This is a genomic window from Akkermansia sp. KLE1798 (assembly GCF_001580195.1).
Taxonomy (GTDB): Bacteria; Verrucomicrobiota; Verrucomicrobiia; order Verrucomicrobiales; family Akkermansiaceae; genus Akkermansia; species Akkermansia biwaensis.
The window spans coordinates 326812-343473 of sequence record NZ_KQ971081.1; the positions used below are offsets into that span (position 1 = coordinate 326812).

The following is a 16662-nucleotide window of genomic DNA, read 5'->3' on the forward strand; positions in this document are numbered from 1 at the left end:
TCAGAACGGCAGGTGGGGTGTGATGTTCAGTCCCAGCAGGTCCTGAAGGGTTTCATGGCTGGAGGAGACGAGGTCCTTGAAGACATCATAGGAAGGGGTGTCCCAGCCCAGTTCTTCCGCCGTGATGAGGCCGCGCCCTTCACGGATGAGGCGCATGAGTTCCAGAATCCAGGACCGGGCGCTTTCCAGGGCGCACATGTCGCATCCGGGCTGGGGGTCATGCAGCGTGTCCCATTCGGAGATGCCGATGTCCAGCGGATTGGCGGGGAGTGCGTAATAGGCGGCGGTGGGCCGGCCGCAGTATTCCTCCATGGCCCAGAGTACATAGAGGGGCAGTTGCAGGTCCTTCCAGCGGAAGTGGACCGCCTTTCCGTTTTTTTGCCGTCTGGTGTAAGGGTGCAGGGCCGGGGAGAGCAGGGGCAGGGCATCCGGGCGCTTCATGGTCCCCAGATGCTTTTTTTCACAGGAGTCCGTCTTGCCCGTCTTGTAGTCGATGACCCGCAGGGAGCCGTCCGCATGGCGGTCAATGCGGTCAATGCGGAACCTCAGGCTGAAGTCTCCCAGCCGCCAGTTTTCCACCGATTGTTCAAAGGCGATGCATGTCCATCCGTTCCGGAGGTCCTCCAAATGCTGTTCCGCGTACACGTTCAGCCGCTGTTCCATGGAGCGCTTCTGCAGAAGCAGGGGCATGAGCGGGCGGCTGCCGTACTGGCGCGTGAATGTTTCATCCAGTATTTCCCCGATTTCCCTTTGCAGGGAAGCCGTAGTCATTCCGTCCTCCAGGGAGGGGTGAAGACGGCAGAATTGTTCCAGCACGTCGTGAAGCATGGTTCCCAGTTCGTTGGCGGCCATGTCTTCCTTGTCCGGCTGGAATTCGTCCGCATTCAGGTGCAGGGCTTCCCTCACCCAGAAGCGCATGGGGCAGGCCAGGAAGTTTTTCAGCGTGGTGGGGGAAAAGGCTTTTTCCCGCTCTTTCCACGGGTTCCGGTAGCCGGGCGCCATGGCGGTGATGTCCGTGGCCGTCTTCCAGCCTTCCGCGGGCTGGATGTGCCAGCCTCCGCGGCGGTAGGGCAGGGGCGGTTCCGGCGCGGAGCATTCCCGGAAGAGCAGTTCCACGCGGCGCGGCAGTTCTTCATCCGCACAGCGCATCAGCAGGGAGGAAGGCGTCAGGGGATCGTTTCTGCTGCTCGTGCGGGACAGGACGAAGAACAGGCTTCCCTCCCGTTCCCGGGAGTGGATCAGCGCCGTGAGCAGGAAGCTGTCCCGCGCCTTTTTCCGGGAAAAGGAGTCCATGCCCAGGGATTCCCGGAGCGGTTCCGGCATGAATTGGTCCGCCATGCCCCCTTCCGGGACGATACCCTCGTTCAGTCCGGTCACGATGAGGTTTTTTTCCGGGCGGAAATGGAGTTCCATCCATCCCAGGGCATCCAGCACCGCATGTTCCTTTCTGCCGTTCTTGACGCGGGCGGCGTGGAGGCACCGCATCAGCAGTTGAAGGGCCGTAGCCGGAGCGGAAAAGAGGCCGCTTTTTTTCTGGAGGCGGGCCAGGCCGGAGATGCAGGAATGGAAGGTTTCCGCCGCTTCCGTGTCCGCTCCATAGGCGGCAGCCAGCGCCGGATACCACGCGAGCAGGCGTTCCCCCAGCCGCCGCGGCTCTTTCATGCGGTCCCTCCATTCCAGAATTTTGCACACGGACGGGATGGCTCCCGGATGGTCGGTACGGAGGCGCTTGAGGAGGTATTCCTCCGTTTCCGGCAGGAATTTCTGCCGCACCCTGTCCAGGGAGGCGCAGCAGTATTGCTGGTCCCGGATGTCCAGGGAGGCGCAGAGCAGGGAGGAGCGCATGAGGTTGAATACGGGCCGCGCCTTTCCGTTTTCCTCCACGGCCAGCAGGAGGTGGCGCAGCAGGTCCATGATGCCCGTTCCGGCAAAAGGCCTGCCTTCCGGGTTGTACAGGCCCCAGCCGTATGACCTGAGCCGTGCGTCCAGAGCCACATTCATGTCCGGGTCGCACACGCCCAGGGCGACGTCCGTTTTTCCGGATTCCGCCGTTTGCGCGATGATGCGGCACGTTTCCGCGGCCAGTCTGCCGGGGCCGGGCGTTACGCGGATTTGTTCCTCGCGGATGGGGATGGCGCGTTCAGCCCAGATTTCCGGTCTGGGGCAGCCCCAGTCGTCAAAGGTGTCCCGTTCCTCTTCCGGGGCGTGTACCCAGATTTGCACGGGAATGCCCTGTTCTTCCGCATGGCGGAGGGCATGTTTCAATGGCCGGGGGATATCGGGCACGCAGGCGACGATGATTTGACCGCCCGTTTCCAGCAGGGTGGACGCCAGGTGGGAAGGGGCGGCTGCGTGAAGCAGGGATTCCGTCCGGTTCCGGAGCTGCCATCCGTCCAGATGTCCGCTGCACCGGGAAAAGAGGCGGGACAGGTCCGGCCAGCGTTCGTCCATGCCGGAGCAGGCGTCCGCAGCCTGTCCGCAGGTGACGCCGTGGTTCAGCATGGAATGGCTGAGGGTCTGGAGGGCCGCCGCCATGTCCAGAAGGCTGGAGAAGTCATCCGGCATGCGCTTCGGGAACAGGCGCGGGTAGAGCCGGTGGGGAGCGTCTCCAAGGGATTGCATCCAGGCGGCCAGTTCTTCCAGGCGGGTGGCTTCGTCTTCCTCCTCTTCCGGCTGGATGAATTGGTCCGCCGGCAGCACGTGCGGGGGAAACACGGCTTTCTCCGGGCAGGAGGCCGTCAGGAATTCCCTGAGCTGCCTGCCCGATTCGCGGGTAGGGACCAGTACCGCGTGCTTGTAGAAGTCCATTTCCACGGCAAGCAGGCGTTCCGCCACGGCGCAACAGGCTGGTTTGTCCCAGGATAGAAAAAAACGGTGCATGGGAGGGAGAATGGATACCGTTTCCGGAGAGGGCGGGCAGGGCAGGGAAACGGTACGGAAATGTTAACTGAAAAAGCGTCCTTTTCCATTCTTTTTTACCGCTGCCGGCGTTGTTTTGTTCTGCGGCGTTTCCTACTGACCGGGGCATGTCTTTGCATGGGGATTAAATGTTTATCCGTATGTTTTTCCTAATCATGCTGGTAATCAAACAGTCATGGATTTCAAGCCTGGAAAGAACATGGGGTATCTTCCTCATTCCCTTTACGATTTGTTGACTTTCCATGTTCCGGACCATATTTCCGGGGAATGTACAAGATACTCGTAGTCAGTTTTCCAGGTTCTCCAAAACGCAAAACCATGGCACAGCGTCTCTCTGCGCAGGGGCTTGCCTGGGAATGGGTGGATGGCGTGCGCATCGCCGCCATGGAAGACATTCCTCCGGAGGAACGGAATGATTTGGAAGCCTACGGCGTGGCCCGTCTCAAGCAGGCTCCGGAGTACGTCTGCCGGGTGACCGGATGCAAGCGGGCCATGCGCCGCGCCATTGAGCGGGCCTCCGCTTGCACGGAGGACTGGGTGCTCATTCTGCAGGATGATGCGGAGCCGGTGGAGTCCCTGGACGTGAAACTGAAGGAATTGTTCCGCCGGGTTCCTGATGAGGCCGCGTGCATGATGCTCCATCACGGGAAAAGAGGGGTGGAGGAGAGGGATGGGTGGATGCGCGTCACGGGAGACGTCCGCAGCATGACTGCCTTTGCCTTGCGCCCTTCGTTCGCTCCGGTCATGTCTCAGGCCCTGCGGCACTGGGGAGGAGAGGCGGACCGCATCTGGGAGCGCCTGGTCCGGAATGGGGCGTCCATTTTTTCCGTGGAACCCATGCTTGTCTCATGCAGCCAGAAGGGAAGCGATATTATCGGCGGGATTCCCGAATTGAAGAAGTTCTGGGAATGAGCACCCCCATTCCAGGTCTGGAAGTTTGTGCCTCCAATAACGCGTAAATAACGCGTGCGTAGGGAGGGCGTGCCTCCTCTTATCAGCATGTTTCCGGCGCGTTTGCTGTCGGTTTTCCGGGTAGAGCGGATTGGTCTATTGTTCCTGCATGGCTGCCGCCGCCTTGCCGCGCGTTACCAGGAAGACCCCCGTGAAGACCAGCAGGACGGAGAGCGTTTTCAGCCAGCCGAATTGGTCCATGCCCCACAGGACGGCCACGGAGGAAGCGATGACCGGCTGGCAGTAGTTGTACATGCTCACTGCGGTGGGCTTGAGACGCTGTTGTGCGAAGGAGAGGCAGATATAGCTGACGAAGGTGGCCAGCACGACCACATAGGCGATGCCCGTCCACGTTTGGAGGGGCAGGCTGGAGTAGGGAACGGAGGAGACTTCCCGGAAGGTGAAGGGCAGGCACGCGCATACGGCGTATGTGAACATCCATTTCATCAGCGTGACGGGGGAGTATTTGCCGATCAGCCTTTTGAAGAACACGAAGTAAACGGCCACGCTGCACTGGGATGCCAGGCAGAGGATGTCCCCCAGCAGGTTGTTGTCTCCTGGTGCGGCCGGAGCGTGGCTGCCCCCGGTAATCAGCAGGACGGCCCCGACGGCGCTGGCGCATACGCCCGCCGCCTTCCGGCCCGTGATCATTTCCCGGAGCACGAAGGCCGCCAGAATCATGGTCAGGATGGGGGTGATGGTCGTGATGATGGCGGCATCCGCCGGGGAGGTGAAACCCACGCCTACGGTAAAGGCCATCTGGTTGAAGATGATTCCGAACAGGGAGGCGTAAAACAGCTTCAGACGGTCGCGCGGGTCGATTTTTTCCCGGGGCACGAAGCAAGAAGCCAGCCAGAACAGCACGGCGGCGCCCAGCAGCCGGAACGTAGCCAGGGAGGCGGAGCTTACTTCTCCTCCCTGCATGACCAGCTTGCTGACCGGGGACATGAGCCCCCAGATGACGGCGGCCGCACCCATGGCGGCGTGTCCCTTCAAGGTTCCGGGTTCCATCTTGGCGTCCCGCGTTTGCGGGGGCGGCATTGTCCGCCTCTAGGGAAGGAATGCAAGAGTTTTTACCGTATTCCCTGTGGTACACTTGTGCCCTTCATGCAGTGCAGAGAACGCCGCAGGGGGATGCGGCGTTTCTTTGTTCCCGGAGTTACGGCTTCGGCATGGAAATGCTGATCTTGTGTTCCCGGCTGTTGCCGCGGAGTTCCGGAGCGTACATGGCTTCCAGAACGGCGGGGAGGGCACTGAACCTGCCCGGGCGTTCGGCGCGGAGGCGGTGGCTGATCTGGTATTCGCCCATCGGCAGGGAGGAGAGGAAGACGCGTATTTCCTCGTCGCCTATTTCCTTGTAGCCGGAGACGGTGCCCATCCAGGCGTATCCGCTGACGGTGTCCTGGGATTCGCAGCCAGCCGGCTTCGGGTCACTCAGCATCAGGTATTCCACGTCGTTTTTCGTTTTTACGCTCATCACCACTTCAATGATGTCTCCGCTGGCGATGATATCTCCGTCTTTCAGCAGTGTGCGGCGGGTCTGGTCGCGCCCGCGGGAGACGAGTTCCCCGGCGTCCGTCTGCGTATCCTTTACGGAGTCTTCCTTTACCGTTTCTTTTTCAATGCGGTAGTAGGAACGTTCCACGGTGACGGCGTTTCCTGCGGCGGGGATGGGATCTTCCAGGGAGAAGTAGCTGAGCGTGGAGCCGGCATAGATGTTGCCGTTCCCCTTTTTCCTGCGGATGGTGATGCGGTGCTGGCCGTCCGTCAGGTCCTTGCCGCTCATGTTCCATTCGTTGTCGAAGGTGAAGAGGGTTTCCTTGGTACTGGAAACGGTTTTCACCGGAACGCCGTCATAGAGGATTTCCGCCTCCATGTCTTCCATGCCTTCCCGGGTCTGGAAGAGATAGGCCGACAGGGCTTCCAGGCAGTCTGCCGTATCCTTCGTGGAATCCCAGTAGGAGCCGTTGGCGCGGTTGTTGAGCAGCCATTTGGCCAGCCGGGACGTGACTGGGTTTTTGGGATCGCTCTTGGCCATCAGTTTCAGGTAAGCCGCCTGGGTGGCTACATTGCTGCCGTACCAGCGCCACCAGTAGCCCTGGTTGGGGAGGCGCAGCCATGCGGTTTGCAGGGAGTCGTCCTGCTGAAGGAACTGGGAGATGACGGGCATGATTTCCTTGAAGTCGTCCATGCGGTGGGCGTCCAGCAGGATTTCCGCAAGCTGGATCTGGCTGATGACCGGGAGTTCCAGCCTGTCGCGGAACAGGTAGCGTTCCATTTGGAGGTCCCGGACGCCGTTTTCCGCAAGCACGGAATAAATCAGCACGTCTGACGCGGAGGCCGTCAGGCGGTAGTCTCCAAGTTCGCGGATGGCCTTTTGTTTTGCCGGGCTGTCAGGCTGTTTTTCCAGTTTCCGGTAGGCGTCCCCCTTGACGAGCAGGGCCAGCTGCCTGTTCTGGTGGCCGGTCAGCCATGACACGGCGCGGAGCAGCATGTTTCCCGGTATCTTGGCCGTGTTTCCGGCAATCTTGAGGCCGTGGACGACGTGGGCGGTCATCACCGGGTCTCCCTGGTCCGCTCCGCCGAACCATCCCCAGGAGCCGTTGGAAAGCTGTTTTTCCCGGAGGTCGCGGATGCCCTTTTCCGCCATGGCCTTCAATTTGCGTTCGCTGTATACGGGATTGCGTTCCAGACGTTTCATGACTCTATCATAGAACGCCTTGTCCCTGATGGTTTGCGGGTCCAGGTTGCGGTGGCTTTCCAGCGCCTGGCCGGGGTCCAGGCCCAGCTGCTTGAGCGTGTCCGCCACGATGACGGCGGGCAGGAAGCGGTTGAGTGTCTGCTCCACACAGCCGTAGGGGTATTCCGCTAGATAGGGCAGCGCTTCCACCATGCTCAGGGCGATGCTGGGGGAGACCTTCACGACGAGCCTGCTCTCCTCCCTGCGCCTTTGCTGCGGAAGGTTGACGGTGAGCTGCCGTTCCCGATCCTCGGGCAGCAGGACGGTACTGTCCGCGTGCAGCTGCTTCATGCCATGCACCAGCACGGGGAAATCCATCTGCATGGCGTCCCCCAGCGAGCCTGCGGCCGCTTCCATGGCAACGGTTGCGGTTCCCTCCCTGCGGGCCGTGGTCCACCAGTTCACGGTCACTTGCCCCTGGGCGGGAACGGTCACTTCCCTTATGGCGGCGTTGTCCGTTCCGGCGGCCAGTCCGTCTAGGGTGGGGGAATTGCCGGGCATCAGGCTCAGGCAGTCGTTTTTCAGGGTGATGGAAATGCGGGCCTGCACGTCCTTGTCCGTCCGGTTGCGGACGATGGCGCTGAGCATGACGATGTCCTTTTCCACGAAGAAGCGGGGCGCCTGCATGCTGACCATGAAGTCCTTCGTCGTCAGGAATTCCGCGGAAGCCTGCCCTACCTGCAGGGCGGAGGTGACCACCCAGGCAGCCGCCTTCCACGTGGTCAGGTTGTCCGGCATGTCCACCGGGACGGCGACCATTCCTTCTTCGTCCGTTGGGAGCGTGCCGCACCACTTGATGCTGTCCGCAAAGTTGGTGCGCAGTTGAATCGCGGGGGAGGAATCCTGCTGTCCGGCTGCCGCCTCCTCTCCTCCAAAGGCATCCGCCATTCCTGCTTCACCCATTGCCGCCATGGCTGGCGCTGCAAGAGGAGATGCTGCGGACTCTGCCAGCATTACCGATCGTTTGCTTATGGCAAAATCTCCCGATCTGTTTCCTCCGGTAACGAAGCCGTTGCCGCGGCCTATGAATGGTGTGGGCAGATCCGGTCTGAGGAGAAGTTGAAAGTAGGGCTGGTTCGGACCTTTCTGCGTTTCCGCCCTTCTGTTTTGCATGGCGCTGAGATTGACGAAACTGGTTTCATTCAACCTTCCCCACGTGGTTTTGGCGATGTCGGAGACGTTGGGCCGGGCAATGTATTCCAGCGCCTTGTCATAGACTGCCAGCGTGACAATGCCGTTTTTCACGGGGGCTCCATCCGGCCCCTTGACCTGTACGGTCACACGACCCTTTTCGCCCGGCTGGTACTGGGGTTTGGACGGAGAGACGGCAGGCTCCAGCATCTGGCTGGCCGGCGGCAGGAGCAATTCCGCGGATGCCTGGTGCAGTTCCCCGTTCCGTACGGTGAAGGCGTTGACGCCCATGTTGGGCATGTCTTCCCTGGTCAGGGGGCATTCCACCAGGGCCGTCTGCCTGTCCAGCGCGACCAAGCGGCGGGATTCGTTTTTCCATGAGTTGCGCAGGAAGGTCCAGACATGGGCGTCCGGATAGTCGGACGCAATGAGGAGGCTGGCTGTTTCTCCGGGGGCGTATTCCTTCTTGTCCGGAGTGATGGACAGGGGATTGATTTTAAAAGGATGCCGTTCACCCTTGCCGTAGGAGAGAAATTGGTGGGAGCCTTCCACCTTGCTGCCCTGGCTGTCCTCCAGCGTTGTTTGCAGGAGGTATAAGCCGGAATCTTCTGTCTGGAAAGTAAGGGAAGCCGTGCCTTCTTCATTGGTCGCCACGTTCCATTCCGCCAGGGGCTGGCGGCTGGAATCCTCATGGATGCGGTACAATACCGACTTTCCCTTCGCTTTCCCTATCTTGACACCGTCCGCCGTGGCTGCCGTGATGGTGGCCCGGACCGGAACTCCCGCGGGGGCGTATCCCCGGTTCAGGGAGGTGAAGATGTTGAACGGGCGGCAGGTGGCGATCACCTGACCGGAAGCGGAAACTTCCCTCAGGGAGGCGTCCGTGACGCTGACGGAAACACGGTAGGTTATGTCCTGGGAGGCGAAGTCCCTGGCGTCCTGTTCCGTGGACAGTTCCACGGAGGCTTTGCCCTCTTTGTTCAGGGGAATGGTTTTTTCCAGCACCGTGAGGGGAGGGTCGGGCGTGAAATAGATGTAATAGGGGCTGGACTCCCTGGAATACAGCCAACTCCATTTCCAGTAGGGGGTCCAGACATTCGCTCCCAGGGTACGGGTGATGGTGATGGTGGCTTTTCCTTCGTTCACCGGGCCTCCCGCATAATAGTCCGCCTGGACGGAAACGGGGATGGGCTGTCCCAGCCTGAGGGGCTTGTCCGGAGCGTCCATTTTGACGGTGAATTCCGGCTTCTTGTATTCTTCCATCCGGAATAGGGGGGCGTACAGGGTACGGTCCAACTCTCTGAAATCCAGTATTGCCCTGTACTGGCCCAGAGGCGCTCCGTTGGGAATGAGCAGTTCCAGGTCAAATCCGCCCGTGGCGTCCGTGGTGACTGTTTGTTCCGGAAAAATTCCCTTGTCCCCGGTGGGGCCGAGGATGGTCAGCGTCAATTTTTTTCCGGCACAGTCTTTCGTGCCGGGATTGGCGAAGTCCGGACGGAACAGGACCCCTCTGAACCGGGCCGTCTGGCCCGGCCGGTAAACGGGCTGGCTTTCCAGGAAGAAACAGCCATAGGAGTTGGAGGCCTTGTTGTTCAGGGACATTCGAGATTCACCGGAGTACCAAACATTCCTTTCTCCTGTTACTGTGTAGCTGTCTCCATGTGTGGCGATGCCCAGGAGATTATAGTAGGTGGGAGAATTGCTGTCGTTCGGAGACAGTGTTTCTACCAGAACACCGTTTTTGTCCGTGGTGCCCTTCACTTGTTTTGTTTGAAGTGTTTTGTCCTCCCTGTAGCGCAGCAGGCTGATTTTGCCGCCTTCCACGGGAGCTCCCGTTCTGGCTTCCGCCAGGAACCAGAGATTGCCTTCCGGAATGGAACGGCGAATCAGCACCAGATCGGACAGGGAGAGGAGGCGGTGGAACTGATAGCCGTTGTTCAGCGTGACGGTCAGGAGGTACCAGCCCGGCTGGGTGGCGGGGATGGGTAGCTGGGCGATCCGGTTCAGGTGCTGGTTTCCGGGGTCCAGGCTGATGCTTTCTCCCTTGATTTCCTTTCCCAGGTAACGGGCGGCTGACTTGTCCCTCAGAAGATTGGAAAGAAGGGTATTGAAATTGGAATATTTTTTTTCATATTTTTTCCCCAGTTTTTTTGAGGCAAGAAGGGTGTTCATGCGCTCCTCCTGCCACAGCCTGACATTGACGGGACGTGCCGTGATGGAGGCGCTGGCGGCGTTCCGGTAAATGAACGCCATGGAGACGGACTCTCCGGAAAGCAGCGTTCTTGCGTCCTCCTCAAATGCTCCGTTGGGTTCCGTAATGGAGGCAATTTCCGCCTGAAGAAAATCGGTAGCGTCATCCGTATATGTCACTGTAGTCTCTGCGTCTTCCTCCGTCGGTTTGGCGTTGCCGCGTTTGTGATGCGCCTGAAGCATGTCCTTGTAGACTTGCAGGGTCTTTTTCAGAACATCGGCGGCTGCCGGGCGCTGGTTGCGCGCCAGAAACTCTCCACTGATGAGCTTTGTGGCCTCCAGGTAGGGTTCCGCAGGATAGGGGGAAGGGGTCACCCGGGATGCAATCCGGATGAAGTCGTAATCCGGAGGCAGCGTGATGAGCATGAATTTGCCCTTGTCCGTCCGGTCCGTTCTGACGACGGTCTGGTCCGTTTTCAAATCCGCTGGGTTGATGCCCTCCACCGAGCCCGCATTGCCCGGACCGTACACGAATTCCTGGTACGGCTCCGTATTCGCGTAGGAAAGCAGGTCACGGCACCAGGATGCCGTAAACAGGTTGACCTCGTTTGCCAATTCCGGGTTCGCCCGGACGGCGGTGTCCAGCAGCCAGCGTACGCGTTCGCCGTCGTTCCCCGCCGTATCCCAGGATGAGGAGGCGTGGTAGAAAACGATTTCCGGTTTTCCCGTAGCCGGATTCACGGCAACGGGCAGCGTGGAAATGTTGCGTAGTTCGGAGGCTTCCTGGTTGGAAACGTAGCCTGGGAGTTTATCAAGTCCGGTCAGATTGGCCAGGGCCGCATAAGTTTGGAATGAGGAGGAAGAACGGTAATCATCATAGTTCTTCAGGAATGCCTTCGCCATCATGAACCGTGCGAGGCCGAGCAGTTTCATGTCCTTGTTCCGTTCCGCGATGTCCATGGCCTTCAAAAGGCAGCGCAGGGCTTCCACCTTGTCCCTCTTTTGTCCGGAATATTCGCCTTCCCAGGACCGGTTGACTCGGATGTACTTGCCGTCCGCCAGCTTGAACGTGTGGCTGGCTGTCTGATACAATTCGGCGGCGGCCATCAGGAACCACGGGTTTTCTCCATGGCGTTTCATTTGTTCCTGAAGAATGGTGTCCAGATTCGTGGAATCGTTCAGAGCGTTCAAATTTTGGAGGGCGCGGTAGTAGAGGGCCAGATCCTTTCCGCTGTATTGGTCGTTGTATTCGTTAAGCTGTTTCAGGGCCTGTTCCGCGGCCTGCTTGAAGAGCCTTTTATCCAGAAGTTTGTCCATGTCCTTGATGGACTGCTCCCGTTGCTCCGGAGCGAAGGCAGGAACGGCTGCCGTACACGGCACTCCGGAAACCAGAAAAGCCGCCGCCAAAAGAAGAGCGGAAAAGATTTTGTTCATTCCACCACATTACCTGACAAAAAGAGTTTGGCAAGTTACAAGTAGGTTACAAAATGGGGAAAGATGACGCGGGACGGAGGGAGGACACATATTCATGAAAGGCTGCCTGTCAACATGCAGCCCTGTTTCATTTCAAATGATTGATGGGTGACTGCATGCTCCGGACGGTATCTTCCCTGTCTTCCCTTTTTCCGGTCATGCTTCGGTTTCCGCACTGCCGGCGTGAGGTGCGCTGTTGCGGAGGGGGCCGCAGGCGTTCCGGCGGAGCAGGGTCAGAGCCGCTTCCCTGTACCGTTCTTTTCGGGCTGCCGGCGGTCAGTTCCCGCCATCACGGCAGGCCAGCCGGTAGATGTTCCGGACGTCTTCCGCATCCAGCCTTTCCAGTCCTCCGACGGGGCCGCGTACGCTGATGGCCTGTTCCGCCATCAGCGGAAAATCTTCAGGCCGGATTCCCAGTTCCTCCATGGATGTGGGCAGCCCCAGTTCCCTGTAAAATCCTTCCAGCCTGGCAATGCCTTCCCGGATGATGGTTTCCGTCTCCCGGCAGGAGCCTTCCACGCGCATCACGTTGAGGGAAAATTGAAGGAACATGTCCCGGTGCCGGGAGGAAACGTACTTCATCCAGGCGGGGGTGACGACGGCCAGGCCCGCTCCGTGGTCCACATGGTACAGGGCGCTGAGTTCGTGTTCCATGGCGTGACAGGCCCAGTCCTGCTCCCGGCCCACGCCCAGCAGGTTGTTATGGGCGATGTTGCCGGAGAAGGCTATTTCCGCCCAGGCATCGTAATCATGCAGGTTGCCGTTCAGGATGCGGGCGTTTCTCATGATGGTGCGCAGGGTGGCCTCGCACAGGCCGTCGGAAAGGTCCGTATGGAGGGTCCGGGTGAAATAGCGCTCGAAAATGTGGCTCATCATGTCGCTCACGCCGTTGGCCATCTGGCGGTGGGGAAGGGTGAAGAACAGCTCTGGATTGATGATGCTGAACACGGGCCGCAGGGCGGGAGCCCCGTAGCCCAGCTTCCTTCTGGTCTCTTCATTCGTAATGACCGTGTTGGGGCTGCTTTCGCTGCCGGCGGCGGGGATGGTCAGTACCGTGGCAACGGGCAGCGGTTCAAAGTCCGGCTGTTTTTTGGAAAGGTACAGATCCCAGACGTCTCCGCCGTAAGGAACGCCCAGGGCAATTGCCTTGGCGGAATCAATCACGCTGCCGCCTCCCACGGCCAGCACCATGCCCAGGCCGTGTTCCCGGCACAGGCGGATGCCTTCGTACACCAGGGGTAGCGTGGGGTTGGGCTGGACACCTCCAAGTTCCTCATATTCCACGCCTGCGGCTTTCAGGGATGCCGTAATGGAGTCGTACAGGCCGGAACGCCTGATGCTGCCGCCTCCGTAATGGAGCAGGATTTTTTTGCCGAACGGTTTCAGGAGCCTGCCTGCCTCATGCTGGGTTCCTTTACCGAAAATGAGCGTCGTCTTGTTGTCGTAAATGAAATTGAGCATGGCGGAACAGGGGGGATGATGAACCAACGCTACGTCTCTTCCATTCCCGGCTCAAGGCTTTTGTGCGCCCCGTTGCGTTGCGGGCGGGGCGTCCGCCTTCTTTGCCGGAAGATGTTTTCCCAAATACCGTTCCAGTTCCCTTCTGTCCTTCCGGAGCCGTTTCAGTTCTTCGGAGCCTTCCTGCAGATAATCCATTCTTACCCACCTCCGGAATCGGTAAATATCCGTCAGAATTCCTGATATTCCGGGTGCAAGGGAACCGGGATCATCATCCGGTCCTTGTCCGGAGTCTTCCTCCGGGTTTTCCTGAATCAGCCCCTCCTCTCCCAGATCCGTATGGAAGAGAATGTCCGGGAAGGTCTCCTGGAGTTTTTTGTTGCTCCTGGACCGGGCAAGCAGGCGGAGATAGGTTTTCAACTCCTTTTCCGCGGCAGGTTCCAGCTTCAAAAAGAAACGCTGGACCCTCATTCCCGTCCCGTCCCACCACAACTCATAAGGCGACATGGACGGGGGATTATCCATCCGGCTGAAATCGTGCATGCGGTAAAAGGGCAGTCCGAGCTCTGTGGTGGCTACATGCAAAAAGCCCTGGTGGATAAATGCGCCGCAGCATGGTCCTTCCGGATAAACGTGCATCCAGGCCGTGGTGACCTCCGGAGTATTGGGAAACAGGTCTTTCCACACCGGATTCCTTGAGAGGGGAAGAGCCATGCATTCTTTAATGGTATCTTCCTTCAGGTGCTTGTCATGGCGCAAAGGGGGATTTTTCCCTTCCCATAACTCGTATCCATCGTCCGGAAAGGGAGGGAAAAAATTGCTCATCAACTCCGAAATGGATATTCCATGCGGCGGTGCTTTTTTCATTTCAGCAGCAGTGCTGCGGGCATCAGCACACAGCTTCATCAGCATGCGCTGCGTACCGGGCGTGAAGTCATCCATGCTTGCCGCATCAAAAAGAATGCGGAAAATGTGGAACATCTGGCGTTTCAGAGGGAGTGTGCGGCGGGAAAACTGCAATTCCGTCGCCACCAGCCCTGGAGTTGCAGAATAATAGCAGTATCCCTGGTCGCAGTTTTCAAAAACTTCCACAGGCAGGTCAAGGACGGCAGTTTCCAGGCATTCCTTCCAGGTCGTTTTAAGTTCCTGCGCCAGAGTGGGCGGCAGGGCGGTAACGCCGCGGAGAACGTAATTCCTGCTGTATTCCTGCTGGAGCCGACGTGCGATATCATCATACATCCGGGCTTCCACCAGATCGAGATATGGATGAAACCAGGATGGGAAAGTTTCACTGGGGAAACAGGCCGGAAGATGGTCTCTGAGGATAGTGATCCACCTGCCTTTCCACAAGGGAGCGCTGTTGACATAATATGGAATGTTGGTTCCTTGAGCCGTCGCAGCCCAGTAGAGTTCATTCCCCCGGAGCGCAATGGAGGATTCCGGCTCCTGGAAGACGGAATAGGTGGCGGCCAGTTCATAATCTGAAGCGGCTTCCGGCAGAAGCGTGTGCAAAAAGGGAAGGGGGATGCGTTTGCTTTCCCAATAGAGGTGGTAGGGATAGTATTTGAAATTTTCCAGTTTTGCTCCCGTCTGGTCAGGGGTGAAGGGAGGATGGTAGGTGGCGCGTATGGCGGCGCGCGCATCGGGGAAAGTGGTATAGCCATAGGCACAGCATCCCGTGAAAGAGTACAGAAGCGACAGAAAACAGGCAGCGGAGAGAAACCTCATGAAAACCAAACTAGAAAAATAACCGTTCAAAATCAAGGTTTATGGCGCAATCGTGCCGCTTTTTGCTTGAGCCCCGGAATTTTCCCGTTTATTGTCCTGCACGGACAATGTCCGGTCCCCGTAGTTCAATGGATAGAACGGGTCTCTCCTAAAGACTAGATGTAGGTTCGATTCCTACCGGGGACGCCACTTATAAAGCTTATAAGTTAAGGTATTATATAGATTTTTTGTTCTGCAGCCTTGTTTGAAAGGCGTTAAAAGCCTGGGAAAGCATGCTAGAGCGGGAGGAAAACGGCCCTACTTTAACACCACCATGTTTGTTGCAGTGGCGGAAACCGCAGGAGAAAAGGGTCATTACCAGAATTACGAATAGCTGGCAGAAGAGCTGGAAAGTATGAAGACTTCTCGTAATTCTTGTAGACTTCGTAGATCATTAGGTCGTACAACACACCTATGCAGAGGGTATGTGAAAGGTATAACACACCCGGCAGCGGCAAAGTTTTTTATACTCGCGATTCATCGGAAGAAGTCGTCGGAATTGCAGATGAGAGGATGGGCTTAAGGCTCCAAAAATCGAAACTAGGTCTATAAATCGCACAATTTTAATGTTTAAAGAAAATTGGGTGAAAACAAACTACTGAGTCATCAAACATTCTTTTTTCATCGAATGGACTTTTTACGGGAACCTGACTAGTACAAACAAGAATTTAGCATTTATGGTAAATTTCCACCAAAAAATAGATAATATTTATATCGATAGTGGTAAGATGCTTAGTGTAAAAATTATATTCTTATTTTAATATAGAAAAAATTCACTATGTTTTGTAAGTAAACAGAAATTTTCAAATAAATTTTGTTGGTACTGAATCTGAAATAATGATATTGGAAAACGATCATTGAAGATTACCCACAGTTCGTTTCATTCATCAATTTTAACTCTTTAATGTCTTATGAATACTCCCATTACTTCTCCCAAAGGCAACCCCAGCCAGTGCAGTGGCCCAGAGAGATGAACGATGAAGAACTCGCACTGGTCTATTACAATTACCGCTATTATAATCCTACAGACGGCAGGTGCATCAACAGGGATCCCGTGCTGAAGAGGGGATGGAATTTGTACGGGTTCGTGAAAAATAATTTAAATATTGATAACCTCGGGTTATTATCCAATGATGGTAGCGGCATAGTCATTCCGAACACAGAAACAGAAGGTAATTGTATCGGAATTGCATGTGGAACGACAAAACCACTGTCTCCCGATCCAGAAAAGATACCTAAAAATGTAGATTTAAACATATTTCTTGATGTTATTCGAGAAGTTCTTATGGGAGATTGTACTCGAATGGAGAAAAAACAGTACACAAAATGAGACTCAATGCCAGGAATGTGAAAGAGAAATCATTTGCTTAGCATACTTTTCTCACGAAGCAGAGCAAATTGGAATTGAAGTTCATTGCGTAGGACGTACAATTCCATTAGTAATTTCAAAAAAATACCTCCTTTTGAATCTAAATTAGGAGTAGATGGGAATCGTGTCACAGGCATAACCAACCAAGGTTCAAAACTATATGATCAAGTATATTATTAAACTAGGGATGGATAAAATATACTTCCAAGATGGAAAAATGTCAGGACAATGGAGAACATATTGTCGTAAAGAAAAAAAGGAGGAGTGACAAGATGAATACAATGATAATAATTTTAAGTTTATTGTGCATAGATTCTATTAAAGATAATAGAATTTTCAATAAAATGGGAAAATATATAAATACTGTAGAAAATTCTCAACATGATAAAATAGTAAAATCTTTGCCAATATTTATAAAATGTAATTTAGATAATAGCTCATCAGTTAATATACAAGAGATTATTACTTTAAAGGATTTTTTAAAAGATAAAAATTTAGAAACTTTCGATTGGAAATCTATTTTACCGCCATTAAATTAACTATTAAAAGAAAAATAATTTCTATTCGAGTGGAATCCAAGAAAGTTTTATTTGATAAGATTCCAAACTAAAGCGAGAGCAACTGGATGATTGATTAACTTCACAACCGGGACGGAAGCATGGTG

8 protein-coding genes and 1 tRNA gene are annotated in these 16662 nt (G+C 56.1%); 4 read left to right on the top strand and 5 right to left on the bottom strand.

All coding sequences use genetic code 11. From position 1 onward, the window contains the following. On the bottom strand, positions 1-2880 hold the full coding sequence (locus tag HMPREF3039_RS06190; protein ID WP_067571546.1) for a PD-(D/E)XK nuclease family protein: 2880 nt from the start codon (positions 2878-2880) through the stop codon (positions 1-3). Between the two features lie 357 nt (positions 2881-3237). Between HMPREF3039_RS06190 and HMPREF3039_RS06195 the strand changes: the two genes are divergently transcribed. Then, positions 3238-3831: a glycosyltransferase family 25 protein gene (locus HMPREF3039_RS06195; RefSeq protein WP_067571548.1), complete on the top strand. Its 594-nt coding sequence runs from the start codon at positions 3238-3240 to the stop codon at positions 3829-3831. Positions 3832-3966: 135 nt separating this feature from the next. Here the strand turns inward: HMPREF3039_RS06195 and HMPREF3039_RS06200 are convergent, their stop codons facing one another. From HMPREF3039_RS06200 to HMPREF3039_RS06215, 4 genes are all read right to left on the bottom strand, one after another. After that, positions 3967-4911, bottom strand: coding sequence for a DMT family transporter (locus tag HMPREF3039_RS06200; RefSeq protein ID WP_231863859.1), 945 nt, complete (start codon positions 4909-4911; stop codon positions 3967-3969). A 118-nt stretch (positions 4912-5029) separates the two neighbouring features. Next, the gene (locus HMPREF3039_RS06205) at positions 5030-11365 is read right to left on the bottom strand and encodes an alpha-2-macroglobulin family protein (protein ID WP_067571550.1); all 6336 of its coding nucleotides are present in this window, start codon (positions 11363-11365) and stop codon (positions 5030-5032) included. Between the two features lie 315 nt (positions 11366-11680). Beyond that, complete coding sequence (locus HMPREF3039_RS06210) at positions 11681-12865, bottom strand: iron-containing alcohol dehydrogenase (RefSeq protein WP_067571552.1); 1185 nt, start codon at positions 12863-12865, stop codon at positions 11681-11683. Positions 12866-12916: 51 nt separating this feature from the next. Further along, a complete protein-coding gene (locus tag HMPREF3039_RS06215) occupies positions 12917-14590 on the bottom strand; it encodes a hypothetical protein (protein WP_147549547.1) in 1674 nt (557 codons plus the stop codon). 114 nt (positions 14591-14704) lie between these two features. Between HMPREF3039_RS06215 and HMPREF3039_RS06220 the strand changes: the two genes are divergently transcribed. The 3 genes from HMPREF3039_RS06220 to HMPREF3039_RS13700 all read left to right on the top strand — a co-directional run bounded on the left by HMPREF3039_RS06220 (position 14705) and on the right by HMPREF3039_RS13700 (position 16537). Next, positions 14705-14779 (top strand) — tRNA-Arg (locus HMPREF3039_RS06220). A 754-nt stretch (positions 14780-15533) separates the two neighbouring features. Beyond that, positions 15534-15959 (top strand): RHS repeat domain-containing protein, encoded by a 426-nt coding sequence (locus HMPREF3039_RS06225; RefSeq protein ID WP_067571556.1) that lies wholly within the window; start codon positions 15534-15536, stop codon positions 15957-15959. 311 nt (positions 15960-16270) lie between these two features. Next, positions 16271-16537: a hypothetical protein gene (locus HMPREF3039_RS13700; RefSeq protein ID WP_147549544.1), complete on the top strand. Its 267-nt coding sequence runs from the start codon at positions 16271-16273 to the stop codon at positions 16535-16537. Positions 16538-16662: the final 125 nt, after the last annotated feature.